Origin of the sequence: Leisingera caerulea DSM 24564 (genome assembly GCF_000473325.1) — a bacterium.
GTDB lineage: Bacteria > Pseudomonadota > Alphaproteobacteria > Rhodobacterales > Rhodobacteraceae > Leisingera > Leisingera caerulea.
The window spans coordinates 1,362,361-1,377,709 of record NZ_KI421513.1; the positions used below are offsets into that span (position 1 = coordinate 1,362,361).

Sequence of the window (15,349 nt, forward strand, 5' to 3'; positions counted from 1 at the left end):
TTTGCTTTTGCTGATCCCTGTGCCGCGCTATTGAGCCGCCATGACTGATGCAGCCAGAACCACAGCAACAATCAGCCGGCTGGGCCATCAAGGCGATGGCGTGGCCGATGGCCCTTTGTTTGCCCCGCGCACCCTTCCGGGCGAGACTGTCAGCGGCATTGCCGAGGGCAGCCGTTTGACCAGCATCCGCATTGAGACGCCCTCGGAGCACCGTGTGCAGCCGCCCTGCCGCCATTACAAGTCCTGCGGCGGCTGCCAGCTGCAGCACGCCAGCGACAGCTTTGTGGCGGAGTGGAAGACGGATGTGGTGCGCAATGCACTGAGCGCGCAGGGGCTGGAGACGGAGTTCCGGCCCATCCACACCTCGCCGGCCCGGTCCCGCCGCCGCGCAACGCTGGCGGTGCGGCGCACCAAGAAAGGCGCGATGGCCGGGTTTCACGGCCAGGCGTCGGACGTGATCACCGAAATTCCCAACTGCCAGCTGCTGGAGCCGGCCCTGATGGCTGCGATTCCGGTGGCGGAAGCGCTGGCCCTGGCAGGGGCCAGCCGCAAAACGCCACTTGCGGTGACAGTCACCACGTCGGAAGCGGGTCTCGACATGCTGATCAAAAACGGCAAGCCGCTGGACGGCCCGTTGAGGATCGAGCTGGCGCAGCTGGCCGACAGACACCGGATTGCCCGGCTGACCTGGGACGACGAGCCGGTGGCGATGGAGCAGCCTCCGGTGCAGCCTTTTGGAAAGGCCCTGGTCTGCCCGCCTCCGGGTGCTTTTCTGCAGGCCACGCGTGAGGGCGAGGCGGCCCTCCTGGACGGGGTGCTGGAAATCACCAAAGGTGCCAAGCGGATCGTCGATCTGTTCGCCGGATGCGGTACCTTTGCGCTGCCTTTGGCGCAGGCTGCTGAGGTCCACGCGGTGGAAGGCGAACGAGAAATGGTAGCGGCGCTTGATGCCGGCTGGCGCAAGGCAAAGGGACTGAAGAAGGTCACAACCGAAACCCGCGACCTGTTCCGCAATCCGCTGCTGCCCGAGGATCTGAACCCATTCGGTGCAGCCTTTGACGCGGCGGTAATCGACCCGCCCCGGGCCGGCGCCGAAGCGCAGGTTGCGCAGTTGGCCAAGGCCCGCACGCGGTTGATCGCCTATGTCTCCTGCAACCCGGTGAGCTTTGCCCGCGATGCAAAGACGCTGGTTGCAGCGGGCTATAGCCTTGACTGGGTCCAGGCCGTTGACCAGTTCCGCTGGTCGGCGCATACCGAACTGGTTGCTCGGTTCACACTGAAAGACTGATATGACGGATACCCAAGCGATGACACCAACCCAACGGCTGGCAGCCATTCTGGACAGTGACCTTTTCGGCCGGTTCATCATCGCGGTCATTCTGGTCAACGCGGTGACCCTGGGACTGGAGACGTCGCCATCGGTCATGGCCAGGGCCGGCGGTCTGATCCATCTGATCGACAATACCTGTCTGACGATCTTCGTGGTGGAGATCCTGGCCAAGCTTTATGTGCGCCGGCTGCGGTTTTTCCTGAACGGCTGGAGCGTGTTCGATTTCGTGATTGTCGGCATCGCACTGGCACCGGGGGCCCAGGGGCTGTCGGTGCTGCGGGCGCTGCGCATCCTGCGGGTTCTGCGGGTGATTTCGGTCGCGCCGCGGCTGCGCCGTGTGGTCGAAGGCTTCATCACCGCACTGCCCGGAATGGGGTCGGTGTTCCTGCTGATGGCGATCATCTTCTATATCGGCGCGGTGATCTCCACCAAACTATTCGGCCAGGACTTCCCGGAATGGTTCGGCGACCTGGGCCTCAGCGCCTATTCGCTGTTCCAGATCATGACACTGGAAAGCTGGTCGATGGGGATCGTGCGGCCGGTAATGGAGGTACACCCTCACGCCTGGGCCTTCTTCGTGCCCTTTATCATGGTCACCACATTTGCGGTGGTGAACCTGCTGGTCGGCCTGATCGTGAATTCGATGCAGGATGCCCACCACGAAGAGGAGGGCGAGCGCACCGATGCCTACCGGGACGAAGTGCTGAGCCGGCTGGAGGCCATCGAGCAGAAAATTTCCGGCCTAGCAGAAGAAGACAGAAAATTGTGAATTTTCTTAATCCCGGTTTCGCGGTATGGCCTGAATAGAGGCAAACAAGAAATACAGGCTGAACAATGAACAGAAGGGCATTCGGGGTCGGTGCTGCCGCAAGCCTTGCACTGGCAGGTTGCAGCAGGTCAGGCGGCGCGGCGCGCAGGTTCCAGTTCTATGAAGGACCCAAGGTCACTTCGGTGGTGATCAATAAGGGCTCGCGCAAGATGTACCTGCTGCACAATGAAGAGGTGCTGCGGGAGTACGACGTTGATCTGGGTTTTGCGCCGCAGGGCCACAAGCAGTTCGAGGGCGACGGTAAAACCCCGGAAGGCACCTATATGATCGACCGCCGCAACCCCAACAGCCGGTACCATCTGTCCGTCGGCATTTCCTATCCGAATGGGCAGGACAGGGCCAAGGCGCATGCGGCGGGCAAGCAGCCCGGCGGCGAGATCTTTATCCACGGGCAGCCCAACAACCCCAAGGAGCGCAAGCGCGCGGCGCGGGTCAGCGATTGGACCGCGGGCTGCATTGCGGTGTCAAACGACGAGATCGAAGAGATCTATGCCATGGTGCAGGACGGAACCACCATCGCCTTGCGGCCCTGAACCGCAATCAGGCGGCGGCGGGCTCCCGCGCCTGCAGATGCGCCGGCAGGGCCGGCACCTCTTGGCAGCCTTGGGCATGGCGCCGTGCTGGCTCAGCTGCCCATCACCAGCGTCCACCAGATTTTGCCATTCGGCTCCTGAAACCAGGAAAAGCCCATATTCGCGGCCTTCGGATCCAGAATCACCGCGCGGGTTGCGGGACGTTCCAGCCAGGCGGTCAGCGTCTGCTGCTCATTTTCGTAGGTTTCCGAGATATTCTCGCCCAGCAGCGTGCCGGTGTAGCCCGCCCGCGTGACCCGGTCGAGCGGCGAGGAGCCGTCGGAGCCGAAGTGCCAAGGCCGGTTTTGCACCGACATATCGCGCGAGTGGGTCGCGGCGGCGGCGGTCAGCTCAGCGTTCAGCTGAACTGCTTGCGCACCTGCGGCCTGGCGCAGCGCATTGACGGAATCTAGCATCCGGATCTGGACCTTGTCCGCATTGCGGATGCGGTAGGTGCTGCTGGAGTCGGTTGCAGGCGTGCAAGCGGCCGCAACAGTCAGAATGGCCGCAGCCATAAGCAGAAAAACGCGATTCATAATTCTCTCATGCTCCGTCAGTTGCTTTTGCACTTATCCTTCCTGTGGCCGGGAGGCAAACGGGGTGGCAGAAATATGCGGACCGGGGTGACGGATTGGTTTGCGACTGCGGCTTTCCGGCCATAAAATGCTAAAATCCTGTATCCCGATTGCGCAAGTTGGAATGAACCATGTCCCGTATCCCATTTAAGACCTTCAGCAGGCGGCACTTTCTTGCCGGCGGCGCCGCCCTGATTTCCTCCTCCGCGCTGGCGCAGGAAGATTCCGGAAACTCTCAGCAGGCTTTCGACCCGCTGCGGCCGCCGCCGGAGCCGGAACCGCCGGTCCAGCGCAATATCTCTGCTTTCCGGGCTAAGACGTGGCGGCCGTATTTCGACAATTTGCGCAACGGCGCGATTCTTGTCGATATCGACAGCCGGGCGCTGCACTACTGGTCTGCGGATGGAACCACGTACAAGCTTTTTCCCTCCTCGGTGCCGCTGTCTGACGATCTGACACGCCGCGGCCGCACCAAGGTGGTGCGCAAGGTGGAAGGGCCCAGCTGGTCGCCGACGCCGAACATGCTCAAACGCAATCCGGAATGGCCCGCATACGTGCCGCCGGGACCGGACAACCCGCTTGGCACCCATGCGCTGTACCTCAGCTGGAAGTATTACCGGATCCACGGAACCCATGACACGCGCAAAATCGGACGTAAATCGTCCAATGGCTGCATCGGGCTTTACAATGAACACATCGCCGAACTGTTCAGCTTCGCCAAAGTGGGCACACAGGTGTTGCTAATTTGACGCCACGGGAACAAGCGCTAGCCTGTTAACTATAACAAGCATTTGCAATCGCGCGATTTTGCTGGTTAGAAAAAAATACGAGGTATGTCTTGGGTGCGCGGTTCAGCTTTATGGCCCGCGCAAATTCTGGAGGTTAACATGAAAAAACTCGTTATCGCTGCTGCGCTGACCGCTGCTGCTTCGACCGCAACTGCAGGCAACCTGTCCGAGCCGGTTGTAGAACCGCCGGTCATCGTTGAAGAAGCACAGGGCTCTTCCAGCGGCATCCTGCTGCCGCTGCTGCTGCTGGTTCTGGTTGGCGCAGCTGTTGCATCGAACTAATTTCGGTACACGGTTACAGAGAAGGCGGTGGTTCTCCACCGCCTTTTTTGTTGCCTGCACACCTCTGCGATGAGGGCAGTCAGACTGACTCCACCTCGCTCAGGATCTTGTCCAGAACACTGGTGATCATGTTTGCGTCCTCCGAATCTATTGTCAGGGGCGGGCGGATTTTCAGGATATTGTCCTTGGGACCTTCGCTGCCGATCAGGATCCGGTGATCGCGCATCCGGTTTTTGATGTATGAACAGATTTCCGTGGCTTCGGAGCCATCCGGATTGATCAGTTCCACCCCCAGAAACAGGCCCATGCCGCGCACATCGCCGATGCAGGCGTGCTTCTCCTCCAGTGCCTTCAACCCGTCAAACAGCTGAGCGCCGACCACGCGGGCATTTTCCTGAAGCTGTTCGTCATCGACGATATCCAGAACTTCCTTGCCGATTCGGCAGGAGAGGGTCGAGCCGCCAAAGGTTGAGAAAAACTCAATCCCGTTGTCGAAGCTCGCGGCGATTTCCTTGGTTGTCGCCAATACGCCCAGCGGGTGCCCATTGCCGATCGGTTTGCCCATCACAACGATATCCGGCAGCGCCCCCTGATGCTCAAAGCCAAAGTAGTATGCCCCCAAACGGCCCAGGCCGGTTTGCACTTCGTCAGCGATGCAGACACCGCCTGCGGCGCGGATTTTTTCATAAACCGCAGCCAGGTAGCCTTGTGGCGGGATGATCTGGCCGCCGACAGATGGAAAGGTTTCGGCTATGAAACCAGCAACACCGTGGCCCTTTTCCCGCAGACGGGCGATTGCCGGGTCTACGAGATCCGCGAACTTCTGTGCCCGGTCCGGATCGCCGCTCCGGTACGAGCCGCGATAGTCATCGGCAACTTCCACCAGCTCAACCCAATCCGCCTGCCCAACGCCGCCGGGCTTGTTGAACTTGTAGGCGGAGATGCTGATCGCTCCGGTGGTGTTGCCGTGGTAGCCGTGATCGGGCGTCACCATGCCCTTGGCGCCGGTATGGGCGCGAGCCAGGCGCAGGGCCAGTTCGTTGGCCTCGGTGCCGGAGTTCACGAAAAAGCAGACCTCGAACCGGTCCGGCAGTTTTGACAGCACCTTTTCCGCAAAGGCGGTCTGTGCCGGATGCAGGTAGCGGGTGTTGGAGTTCATCCGTTTCAGTTGATCCGCCGCCACCGCCTGAATACGCGGGTGGGCGTGGCCGACGTGCGGGACGTTGTTGTAAGCGTCCAGATAAGGCCGCCCCCATTCGTCGAACATGTGATGTTTCCAGCCGCGCAGCAGCATCACCGGGTCTTTGTAAGTAAGGCTCAGGTTGCCACCGAAATGGGCGCGGCGGCCTGCCAGAACATCGTTTTTGCTGGTCGGGTGATAGCGGACCTTTTCATCCGGAAGGTTCAGCAGCGCCGCCGGATTCGGACAGAGAGCCTGCCACAGGTACACCTCATCAGGATCGCCGACGCCGGGCCAATCGGTCTCAATTCCCTCGGTAGTCAGCGCAAGCTGGAAGTGCACATGCGGCGCCCAGCCGCCGTTTTGGCCGGGATCGCCCAGGCGGCAGAATTCCTCGCCTTTCTCGACGATACTGCCGGGCTTCAGCCGGTTGAGGAATTCCGGATCCAGATGGCCGTATAGGGTATAGAACGGATCGCTCTCCGGGGTCTGGTGCCGCAGGATGATCACGCCGCCGTAGTCCAAGTGACCGTCGCGGTATTCGGCTGCAAAGACTTCACCGCGCAAGGGGGCAAACATCGGTGTGCCGGCCGGGGCAAAGGCGTCGATGGCCAGATGCACGGTACGCCGGTTGCTGGCCTTCCACGGTCCTTTGCGGAAAGCGGCATCCGTGTAGATCAGCCGCGGCTCATGATAGTAGCCCAGCCAGATACGGCCATTGTCCTCGAACTCCTCGCCGACCCTGGCGGCCTCCTCCAGCGGCATATGGAACGGGTTCTGCGGCCAGGTGGAGTCCTCGACCGACAACGCCCCCATCGGTGCGTCCGACAGGTCCTGCCCCATTAACGGGGTGAAGTTGCCGCGTTCCTTCTCCAGCCAGGCCATCACCCTGTCGGCGCCCTCCACCACCGGCAGGCCGCAGGCTGCACGCAGACGGGCCGTCAGCAGACCGCCATGCAGCGTATTACCTTCCAGGAACCGCCAGGCCGGCGCTTGCGAGATGGTGACATAGGGGTCGTCCGGGTTGTCCGCCGCCATCAGGGTGGAGTTCACCACGCTGACAGCCAGCCGCGCGCGCAGCAGCGGCCATATCATGTCCACTTCGCCGGGCGTCAGCGGGCAGGCCTCGTGATAGCCCGCCACCAGTGCCGCAAGCGCAGCCTCCGGCGCCGGATGGTCCAGCACGATATAGGCCGCGGCAATCGCCAGGTCGCAGACCCTTGGCGCGGCGCACATATCGCCGAGGTCGATAAGCCCCGACACCCGGCGCGGCTCGCCCAGTTTTCCCGCCACCATGATGTTATAGTCATTGGCGTCATTGTGGATGGCCTGCTTGGGCAGCTGCGCCAAAACAGGCTCTAACTTGGCAAAATCCGCGCAGATCTCTTCAAGAATTGCACGGCGTGCGGGATCGGTGACGCAGGAAAGCCGGTCCTTAATCCAGCCCGCGCGCATCAGGTCCCATTTGAAATCACGTTCCAGACCTTCGTGCCGGAAACCCGCGAGCGCTTTCGCAGATCCGCCGAGCACTTGGCCCACCTCATGGATCAGCGAATCGTTTTTCGGCTCGGCCTTGGCATAGCAGCGCCCAGGCAGCTGGTTCAGCAGCCAGACCAGCCGGTCCTGGCCGTTCTCGTCCGGGAGTGTCAGCAGAGAGCGGCCGTTAGCAGAGGAAATCACCCGCGGACAGGGCAGATCCGGCTGGCGCATGGCGATATGCTCAAATGCCTTCACCTGCATGTCGACCAGCCAGGTCTCGCAGCCGGGGCGCATGGCCTTCAGGATATAGCCCTGGCCATCTGCCTTCCGCGCCAGAAAGTTCAGGTCATACTCCCCATCAAGGCGGCTCAGCTCCGCCTTGATCCCCCAATGCTGTTCAAGGGCGGCGGCCCAATGCGCAAGCGTCATCCAAACTCTCCCCGGTCTGCCGGCGTGCCCGGCGATCAAATATTGGATCCTATTTGGACCGGGAGAGCGGTTTAGTCCAGCCAGCCTTGCAGGTTCTGTTCGATAACCCCGGCCAGTGCGGCGATATGGTCATCATCATCGTTGAGGCAGGGGATATAGAGAAAGTCCTCGCCGCCTGCGTGTTCAAAGCTCTCGCGGATCTCCTCGTTGATCTCTTCCAGCGTCTCGATGCAGTCGGCAGAGAAGGCCGGCGCAATCACCGCGATGTTCTTCTTGCCTTCTTTGGCGAGCGTCGCGACGTGATCCACCGTGTAGGGTTTCAGCCATTCCTCGGGCCCGAAAACCGACTGGAAAGTCGAGGTGATCTGGGTGTCGTCCCAGCCCAGGCGCTCCTTCAGCAGGCGCGTCGTTTTCTGGCACTGGCAATGATAGGGGTCGCCCTGCATCAGATAGCGTTTCGGCATCCCGTGGTAAGACACCACCAGGATATCCGGGCGTTTTTCTGCCTTGGCATAGGCCTCCTCCACCGACCGCGCCAAAGCGTCGATATAGGCAGGCTGGTCGAAGTAGGGCGCGATCGTGCGCGCGGCGGGCTGCCAGGCTTCTTCCATCAGGGCGCGGAAGAACTGGTCGTTGGCAGTGCCGGAGGTCGCGCCGGCATATTGCGGGTAAAGCGGCACGAACAGGATCTTTTGGCAGCCGGCCTCCACCATCTGCCGCACCTTGGATTTGGTCGAGGGGTTGCCGTAGCGCATGCAGAAATCGACCATCACCTGATCGCCGTACCGCGCCTTCATAACCTCAGCCATCTTGGCGGTCTGGTCCTTGGTGATGGTCATCAGCGGGCTTTCGCCCTTGTCATGATTCCAGATCGACTTGTACGCCGCACCGGAGGAGAACGGGCGCTTGGTCAGGATGATCAGCTGCAGCAGCGGCTGCCATTTCCAAGACGGGTAGTCGATCACCCGCTTGTCGGAAAGGAACTCGTTCAGATACCGGCGCATCGGCCAATAGGAGTGATCGTCCGGCGTGCCAAGGTTGGCCAGCAGGATGCCGACCTTCTCCGCCGGGATCTTGGGGTGATCGGCGGGGGCGTGGGCAGGGCATTTGGCGGTCCGGGCGGCGTCCAGCATGGGCAGGTCCTGTGGGGCTGAGAAATTTGGTGTTGGCAGGAAAGTACTGTCTTTACGCGCAGAAGGCCAATTGGATCACATTGGCGCAGGCATAGCAGAAACTTATCAGGGGTCGAGCTTGGTTTCCGGCACCTTCAGTGCGTCGGCCAGCCGCATCTGGGCAGAGCCGGGACGCAGCGGCTTTTGCTGGCTGTCCGACGGCGACCAGCCGGTGAGGCAGACCAGCTCAAATGTTGCGGGCAGCCGGCCGTCAGCGGTGGCGAAATGCTCGCGGTAGATGTGATCGGCCAGCTGGAACAGGCCGCGCGGCGCCGGGCGTTTCAGGCGCTGGGCAAGGGCGTTGGTCTCCCCCATGCCGCGCAGGTCGTGGATCAGATGGGTCAGGTCGCGGTATTCAGCGGTCAGCGGCACCAGGTCCGCCACCGGCAGTGCAAAACCGGCCCGCTGCAGCAGCCCGCCCAGGTCGCGGATCTCTCCCATCGGGGCAACGCGGGGGGACAGTCCGCCCATCACAACGGTCTCAGCTTCTGCCATGGCCGCGCGCAACTCATGCAGGGTCTGGCCGCCCAGCAGAATGACCAGCAGCAGCCCGTCTTCCGTCAGGGCGCGGCGGCATTGGATCAGCTGCCCGACCGGATCATTGGCCCAGTGCAGGCACATGGCATGGATCACCACATCATGCGCGCCTTGTTCCAAAGCCAGAACGTCCGTGTCGGCCACAATCTCCGCGTCCGGCTGAAACCCTTCCCAGACCTCCGGGAAAGGGGAGACCACGGCGGGTGCTGTAAAGGTTCTGTTAACCAGGCTCAGGCGATCCTCGGCCTCATCCCGCGCCATCTGGTGCAGGAACAAGGCGTCCGCGCGCCGGCGGGCGCGGCGGGCCGCCAGTGCGCGGCGGTCGAAGAGTTGTGCGGGCGCTTGTGTCATGGGGGCTATTTAGATGCTGCTGGCGGGGATTCAAACCGCTGTTTCACTGATCTATCCAGCCCAGTGCCTGGGCTGCGGCGGGCTGGTCGGCAGCGACTTTGGCCTGTGCGGCACGTGCTGGTCCGGGATGCGCTTCATCAGCGGCACTGTCTGCGAGGGCTGCGGTTCCCCGTTGCCGGGGGAGGGGGACGGTTTCCGCCTGGAATGCGACAGCTGCCTGCGCCATCCGCGGCCTTGGAGCCGGGGGCGCTCGGCGCTGTTATATGAGGGGCAGGGACGCAAACTGGTGCTGGCCCTGAAACACGGGGACCGGACTGAAATCGCCATGACCGCCGCGGTTTGGCTTGAACGCGCAGCGCAACCGCTTTTGCAGGATAATCCGGTCATCTGCCCAGTGCCGCTGCATTGGACGCGGCTGCTGAAGCGCAAGTACAACCAGTCTGCACTGCTGGCAGAGGCGCTGGCGGGACGCGCGGGTTTGGAGCATTGCCCGGACTTGCTGCGCCGAATCCGGCAAACACCTGCGCTGGAGGGCAAGACGCGGGACCAGCGCTATCAGCTGCTGGGGTCTGCGATCTGCGCGCATCCGGGCCGGCTGGACAGGATCAGGGGCCGCAGCGTGCTGATCGTGGATGACGTGATGACTTCTGGCGCGACGCTCAGCGCCTGCACTGACGCCTGCCTGCGGGCCGGCGCAGCCGAGGTGCGGGTGGCGGTACTGGCCCGGGTCACGCAAACGTGAGGCATTCCGCCTGCCTCTGGCAATTGTTGCAATGAATCCCCAATTCCTCCACAACCTTCGAAACCAGAATATGGGGTCCTGAATGAAAACGGTTGAAATCTACACCTCGCCTCTGTGCGGCTACTGCCATGCGGCCAAACGGTTGCTGAACCAGAAAGGCGTGGCTTTTTCCGAAGTTAACGTTCTGGAGCAGCCGGAGCGCAAGGCAGAGATGATCCAGCGCGCCAACGGCGGCCGCACAGTGCCGCAGATCTTCATCGGCGATACCCACGTGGGCGGCTGTGACGACCTTTTTGCGCTGGAACAGGCGGGAAAGCTCGACCCGCTGCTGGCGGCCTGATCCCGGAGAGACACAATGCGCGCAGCTCTGCTTCAGATGACATCCACCGATAATCCGGCTGAAAACCTGGAAACGGTGAAAGCAATGATGGCGGAGGCTGTGCGCGGCGGGGCCGGTTTTGTGCTGACCCCTGAGGTCACCAATTGCCTCTCCGGCAGCCGGACCCATCAGAATGGCGTTCTTTGCCACGAGGAGGGCGACCCGACCCTGGCCGCCCTGCGGGAAGAGGCGTCCAAGCACGGGGTCTGGCTGCTGCTGGGCTCGCTGGGGGTCAAGACCCAAGACGCGGACGGCCGCTTTGCCAACCGGCAGTTCCTGATCAGCCCGCAGGGGGAAATCACCGCGCGCTATGACAAGATCCACATGTTTGATGTGGAGGTTACCCCGGAAGAAACCTACCGCGAGTCCGATGGCTACCGCCCGGGCACCAAAGCCGTCGTGGCAGCAACACCCTTTGCCAACATCGGCATGACCATCTGTTACGATGTGCGCTTTCCGCACCTCCACCGGGCGCTGGCCAAAGGCGGGGCGCAGATCCTTACGGTGCCGGCGGCGTTCTCCTATGTGACGGGCGAGGCGCATTGGCATTCGCTGCTGCGCGCCCGGGCAATCGAGACCGGCTGTTTCGTGCTGGCACCGGCGCAGACCGGCACGCACCCGGCCTCGCGCGGGCCCAGCCGCAAGACCTATGGCCATTCTCTGGCTGTCGCTCCCTGGGGCGAGGTGCTGGCGGATGCGGGCCAGGACCCGGGCGTGACGTACGTTGATCTCGACCTCGAAAAAGTGGCAGAAGCACGCAAGCGTGTGCCTTCCCTGACCCACGACCGGGAGTTCGACGGACCCTGATGGATGAAACCCATTCCCTGGCGGTATCGCTGTTCAGCGAGATACTTATGGCTGACCAGCTGGCCCGGTCACGCCTCAGCAAGGTGCTGCCTAAGGGTATGGAGTTGTCACATTTTTCGGTGCTGAACCACCTGGCCCGCGCCGGGCTGGAACGCTCGCCCGCACAACTGGCCAAGGCCTTCCACGTGACACGCGGGGCGATGACCAACACCCTGAGCAAGCTGGAAGTCGCGGGATATATCCATGTCCGCCCCGATTGGGATGATGCGCGGCGCAAGATGGTGGCAATCAGCCCGGCAGGCAAACAGGCCCGCGATGCGGCGCTGGCGGGGATCATTCCGGTGATCTCAGAAGTGGTCGGGGAGCTGGGCAGCGACCGGGTCCGGGCCACCTTGCCGATCCTGCGCGAGCTGCGCGGCAAGCTGGAAGAAAGCGGCTGATCCGGCCGGTCCCCGCAACCTGTTGATTGAAATGAGTGCACGAAAAAGAAGGACGCCCGCAAGCAGGCGCCCCTCTTCCCCATCAGTCCCCATCATTCCGTGAGTGGCGGTCCTGGCAACCTTTGGGCGGACCCGCCGGAAACAGCGGTAAGCAATTAGTAAATTCAAGGGCTTTGCCCCAAACGGACCGGGTAACATTCCAAGTCCGTTACCTGACGTTAACAATCAGGGCGGTGCAACTAAAGGGTGCATAAGGATTACCACCTATCCTTAAGGATAGGCGGCCGTGCGGGCAGGGCGATGACAGGGGCGGCTCAGCCGGGCTTCACGCTGGCAGTCACGTAGTTCACCGACAGGTCCCGTTCGGAGATCGACCAATTCCAAGTGATCGGGTTGAACACGAACCCCTTGCGGTCCACCGGCTTCAGTCCGGCCTTGCGCAGCAGTTCGAACAGCTCGTCCGGGGTGATGAACTTGGACCATTCATGGGTCCCGCGCGGCAGCCAGCGCATGATCACCTCGGCACCGATGATGGCCATGGCAAAGCTCTTGGGGTTGCGGTTGATGGTCGAGCAGATCTCCAGCCCGCCGGGCTTCAGCAACTGCTGCGTCGCGGTCAGATAGCTGAGCGGATCAGCCACATGCTCCACCACTTCCATGTTGAGCACCACGTCGAACTGCTCGCCAGCCCCGGCCAGCGCTTCGGCAGTGGTGTGGCGGTAGTCGATCTCCAGCCCGGATTGCTCCGCATGGATACGCGCGACCGGCAGGTTGCCCTCGGCGGCATCAGCGCCCACAACCGTGGCGCCCAGCCGCGCCATTGGCTCGCTCAGCAAGCCGCCGCCGCAGCCGATATCCAGCAGCCGCAGCCCCTCAAACGGGTTCCGTGACGTCAGGTCGCGGCTGAATTCGGCGGCAATCTGCTTGGTGATGTAGTCGAGCCGGCACGGGTTCAGCATGTGCAGGGGCTTGAATTTGCCATGCGGATCCCACCACTCCGCCGCCATCGCCTCGAATTTGGCGATTTCCGCTGGGTCGACCGTGGATTGAGGCGCTTGCATTCCTGTCTCCGTGTGCTCTTTTGTAGTCTGACGTCTCACTAAGGTCAGTAATGGATAGATACCCGGACCAAAAGCGCGCAGTGCATTATCTTTACCCGCCGGTCGAGCCCTTTGACCAGCGCATGATCGACGCAGGCCAAGGGCACCGTATATATGCAGAGCAGAGCGGGAATCCAAACGGCATACCCGTGATTGTGTGCCACGGCGGCCCCGGCGGCGGCAGCAGCCCGGCGATGCGGCGCTATTTCGATCCCGATGTCTACCGGATCATTCTGTTTGACCAGCGCGGCTGCGGACGATCGCGCCCCTATGCCTCCTGCGAGGACAACACCACCTGGCATCTGGTCGCGGATATGGAGCTGATTCGCCGCCAGATCGGCATCGAGTCATGGATCTTGTTCGGTGGCAGCTGGGGGGCGACCCTGGCGCTGATCTATGCCCAGACCCACCCCGACCGGGTGCAGCAGATGATCCTGCGCGGCGTCTTCCTGATGACCAAGGCTGAGCTTGACTGGTTCTATGGCGGCGGCGCCGGCAAATTCTGGCCTGAAACCTGGGCCAAATTCGTCTCGCTGATCCCCGATGGCGAGCGCAATGACATGATCGGCGCCTATCACAAGCGGCTGTTTTCCGGAAATCTGGACGAAGAAGTGCGCTATGGCCGCGCCTGGTCGTCGTGGGAAAACGCGCTGGCGTCCGTGCATTCCAACGGCCAAAGTGGCGAAAGCCCCGGGGACTACGCCCGCGCCTTTGCCCGGCTGGAAAACCATTATTTCCGCAATGGCGGCTTCCTCGATTACGACGGTCAGATCCTTGCCAACATGGGGCGGATCTCCCATATCCCCGGCGTGATCGTGCAGGGCCGCTATGACATGATCTGCCCGCCGTCTTCCGCCTGGCGCCTGAATGAGCTGTGGCCAAACGCGGAGTTGAAGATGGTGCGCAATGCAGGCCATGCTTTGTCCGAGCCGGGAATCAGCGCAGAGCTGGTCCGGGCGATGGACCGGATTGCAGGAGAGCTTGTGCCATGACGCGCATCGACCGCCGCGCGCTGTTCACCTCGGGTGCTGCCGCTGCCCTGCTGGCGGCTGCCGGCGGATCGGTCCATGCTTCGCCAAAGGCCGGCGGCGTGCTTCGGCTGGCGGTTCCGCGCGATGGCGGGATGCTGGAACAGGCCGCCCGCGGCGCGATTTATGACACGCTGACCGAAATCGCCCCGGACGGGCTGCTGCGCGGCGAGCTGGCCACAGGCTGGCACTCGACAGCGGATGCCCGGACTTGGACCTTCAACTTGCGTGAAGGGGTGGCGTTTCACGATGGCAGCCCGCTGACGGCGGATGATGCTGCCACCTCGCTCTTGGCGCAGGGAATCACCGGTGCAGAGGTGCAGGCCATTACCGCGCTAGGCAGCCATCAGCTGCTGGTGGAGCTGTCGCAGCCCAACCCGCATCTGCCCTACTTGCTGGCCAGCGCCGATCAGATGATTGCGGCCGGCGGCAATCTCCCCATGCCGCTGTCAATTGCGATGGGCACCGGCTGCTACAAAGTGGAGCGTGCCCAGGAAGGCCGGCATTTCCGCGCGTCCAGGGTGGCGGATCACTACAAGGCCGGAACTGCCGGGTGGGCGGATGCGGTGGAGATCATCGTGATCCCCGACGCGGCTGTCCGGGCTGAGGCTTTGCGTGATGGTTATGTAGACGTGGCGGCCCTGCCGGAACCGCGCGGACTGCTGCGCCGGGGCGAGTTTTTGTATCACCCTTCGTCCAGCGATATGGCACTGGCTGCCCGGCACAACGTCGGTATCCCGCGCAAGGTGGGCCAACGCGCGCCGCTGGATGACGGCCGCATTGCCGAGCGTTGGTGGATGATCTGAGTTCAGATCCCTTCCGCAATTTGCCGTTCATATTCCCCGGCATCAAACCAGCCGCGTGATTCGGCGACTTTTCCTTCAGCGTCGAGATCCCACTCTTCCCATCCCGGCACTCTTACCTTTTGACCGGTTCCAGAGTGGGTTCCTTCCAGTGTCCAGCCGAACATAACGTGATTTCCGGCGACACGAAGGTGGTCAAGCAATACGATCAAATCCGGAAATTCCGCATAAAACCCTGCAGCCATTTCTGAAACTGCTTTGCGTCCCTCAATCGGATCTCCTCGGTTGATTGTGATGGAGCCGTTCTCGGCGTAGTGGGATGCAACAGCGTCCGGATCACCGGAACTCCAAGCCTCCGCATACTTTCTTGCCGTATCCGCTATATTCATTGTCCCGCTCCTCTTTTCCGTCACCATCCAACGATATCATTCACGTTCGGCATTGTGGGATCGTTTCCCTTGCAGTTTTCCCCAATCCCCCCTATATGGCTTTGACAACAGCGGCGCGTTGAACCTCTGGCTCAAGG

The 15,349-nt window shown here is 62.2% G+C and carries 17 protein-coding genes; 11 read left to right on the forward strand and 6 right to left on the reverse strand.

All coding sequences use genetic code 11. From position 1 onward, the window contains the following. Nucleotides 1-40 precede the first annotated feature (40 nt). The 3 genes from CAER_RS0114035 to CAER_RS0114045 all read left to right on the forward strand — a co-directional run bounded on the left by CAER_RS0114035 (nucleotide 41) and on the right by CAER_RS0114045 (nucleotide 2,692). Nucleotides 41-1,288: a class I SAM-dependent RNA methyltransferase gene (locus tag CAER_RS0114035; RefSeq protein WP_027235952.1), complete on the forward strand. Its 1,248-nt coding sequence runs from the start codon at nucleotides 41-43 to the stop codon at nucleotides 1,286-1,288. Between the two features lie 19 nt (nucleotides 1,289-1,307). Beyond that, the gene (locus CAER_RS0114040) at nucleotides 1,308-2,099 is read left to right on the forward strand and encodes an ion transporter (protein ID WP_245597365.1); all 792 of its coding nucleotides are present in this window, start codon (nucleotides 1,308-1,310) and stop codon (nucleotides 2,097-2,099) included. A 65-nt stretch (nucleotides 2,100-2,164) separates the two neighbouring features. Continuing rightward, nucleotides 2,165-2,692, forward strand: a complete 528-nt coding sequence (locus CAER_RS0114045) for a L,D-transpeptidase family protein (protein WP_027235954.1) — start codon at nucleotides 2,165-2,167, stop codon at nucleotides 2,690-2,692. A 92-nt stretch (nucleotides 2,693-2,784) separates the two neighbouring features. On the opposite strand, the gene dalA is transcribed toward CAER_RS0114045, so the two are convergent. Beyond that, nucleotides 2,785-3,267, reverse strand: coding sequence for a divisome-associated lipoprotein DalA (gene dalA, locus CAER_RS0114050; protein WP_027235955.1), 483 nt, complete (start codon nucleotides 3,265-3,267; stop codon nucleotides 2,785-2,787). Between the two features lie 170 nt (nucleotides 3,268-3,437). Between dalA and CAER_RS0114055 the strand changes: the two genes are divergently transcribed. Together CAER_RS0114055 and CAER_RS0114060 are read left to right on the forward strand one after the other, a co-directional pair. Continuing rightward, nucleotides 3,438-4,055 (forward strand): L,D-transpeptidase, encoded by a 618-nt coding sequence (locus CAER_RS0114055; RefSeq protein ID WP_027235956.1) that lies wholly within the window; start codon nucleotides 3,438-3,440, stop codon nucleotides 4,053-4,055. A gap of 138 nt (nucleotides 4,056-4,193) precedes the next feature. Continuing rightward, nucleotides 4,194-4,376: a hypothetical protein gene (locus CAER_RS0114060; RefSeq protein ID WP_024092111.1), complete on the forward strand. Its 183-nt coding sequence runs from the start codon at nucleotides 4,194-4,196 to the stop codon at nucleotides 4,374-4,376. Between the two features lie 79 nt (nucleotides 4,377-4,455). On the opposite strand, the gene CAER_RS0114065 is transcribed toward CAER_RS0114060, so the two are convergent. The 3 genes from CAER_RS0114065 to CAER_RS0114075 form a co-directional block, all read right to left on the reverse strand. Beyond that, the gene (locus CAER_RS0114065; protein WP_027235957.1) at nucleotides 4,456-7,464 is read right to left on the reverse strand and encodes an aminotransferase class III-fold pyridoxal phosphate-dependent enzyme; all 3,009 of its coding nucleotides are present in this window, start codon (nucleotides 7,462-7,464) and stop codon (nucleotides 4,456-4,458) included. A 71-nt stretch (nucleotides 7,465-7,535) separates the two neighbouring features. Further along, the gene (gene hemH / locus CAER_RS0114070; protein ID WP_027235958.1) at nucleotides 7,536-8,597 is read right to left on the reverse strand and encodes a ferrochelatase; all 1,062 of its coding nucleotides are present in this window, start codon (nucleotides 8,595-8,597) and stop codon (nucleotides 7,536-7,538) included. A 105-nt stretch (nucleotides 8,598-8,702) separates the two neighbouring features. Next, complete coding sequence (locus tag CAER_RS0114075) at nucleotides 8,703-9,524, reverse strand: methyltransferase domain-containing protein (protein ID WP_027235959.1); 822 nt, start codon at nucleotides 9,522-9,524, stop codon at nucleotides 8,703-8,705. A 13-nt stretch (nucleotides 9,525-9,537) separates the two neighbouring features. Here CAER_RS0114075 and CAER_RS0114080 point away from each other — a divergent pair, with 13 nt between their 5' ends. From CAER_RS0114080 to CAER_RS0114095, 4 genes are all read left to right on the forward strand, one after another. Then, nucleotides 9,538-10,266, forward strand: a complete 729-nt coding sequence (locus CAER_RS0114080) for a ComF family protein (RefSeq protein WP_027235960.1) — start codon at nucleotides 9,538-9,540, stop codon at nucleotides 10,264-10,266. A gap of 82 nt (nucleotides 10,267-10,348) precedes the next feature. Next, the gene (gene grxC / locus CAER_RS0114085) at nucleotides 10,349-10,606 is read left to right on the forward strand and encodes a glutaredoxin 3 (protein ID WP_027235961.1); all 258 of its coding nucleotides are present in this window, start codon (nucleotides 10,349-10,351) and stop codon (nucleotides 10,604-10,606) included. Nucleotides 10,607-10,621: 15 nt separating this feature from the next. After that, nucleotides 10,622-11,452 (forward strand): carbon-nitrogen hydrolase family protein, encoded by an 831-nt coding sequence (locus CAER_RS0114090; RefSeq protein WP_027235962.1) that lies wholly within the window; start codon nucleotides 10,622-10,624, stop codon nucleotides 11,450-11,452. Beyond that, nucleotides 11,452-11,892, forward strand: a complete 441-nt coding sequence (locus CAER_RS0114095; RefSeq protein ID WP_024092104.1) for a MarR family winged helix-turn-helix transcriptional regulator — start codon at nucleotides 11,452-11,454, stop codon at nucleotides 11,890-11,892. Before CAER_RS0114090 ends, CAER_RS0114095 begins: the two co-directional genes overlap by 1 nt. Before the next feature lie 314 nt (nucleotides 11,893-12,206). Here the strand turns inward: CAER_RS0114095 and ubiG are convergent, their stop codons facing one another. Further along, entirely contained in the window at nucleotides 12,207-12,953 is a 747-nt protein-coding gene (ubiG, locus tag CAER_RS0114100; RefSeq protein WP_027235963.1) for a bifunctional 2-polyprenyl-6-hydroxyphenol methylase/3-demethylubiquinol 3-O-methyltransferase UbiG, read from the reverse strand. A 50-nt stretch (nucleotides 12,954-13,003) separates the two neighbouring features. Here ubiG and pip point away from each other — a divergent pair, with 50 nt between their 5' ends. After that, complete coding sequence (gene pip, locus CAER_RS0114105) at nucleotides 13,004-13,984, forward strand: prolyl aminopeptidase (protein WP_027235964.1); 981 nt, start codon at nucleotides 13,004-13,006, stop codon at nucleotides 13,982-13,984. Beyond that, on the forward strand, nucleotides 13,981-14,826 hold the full coding sequence (locus CAER_RS0114110) for an ABC transporter substrate-binding protein (RefSeq protein WP_027235965.1): 846 nt from the start codon (nucleotides 13,981-13,983) through the stop codon (nucleotides 14,824-14,826). The genes pip and CAER_RS0114110 overlap by 4 nt, the downstream gene beginning before the upstream one ends. A 2-nt stretch (nucleotides 14,827-14,828) precedes the next feature. Here CAER_RS0114110 and CAER_RS0114115 read toward each other — a convergent pair whose 3' ends face one another. Then, nucleotides 14,829-15,212 carry an SgcJ/EcaC family oxidoreductase gene (locus CAER_RS0114115; RefSeq protein ID WP_027235966.1) on the reverse strand — a complete coding sequence of 128 codons (384 nt, stop codon included), beginning with the start codon at nucleotides 15,210-15,212 and terminating at the stop codon, nucleotides 14,829-14,831. Nucleotides 15,213-15,349: the final 137 nt, after the last annotated feature.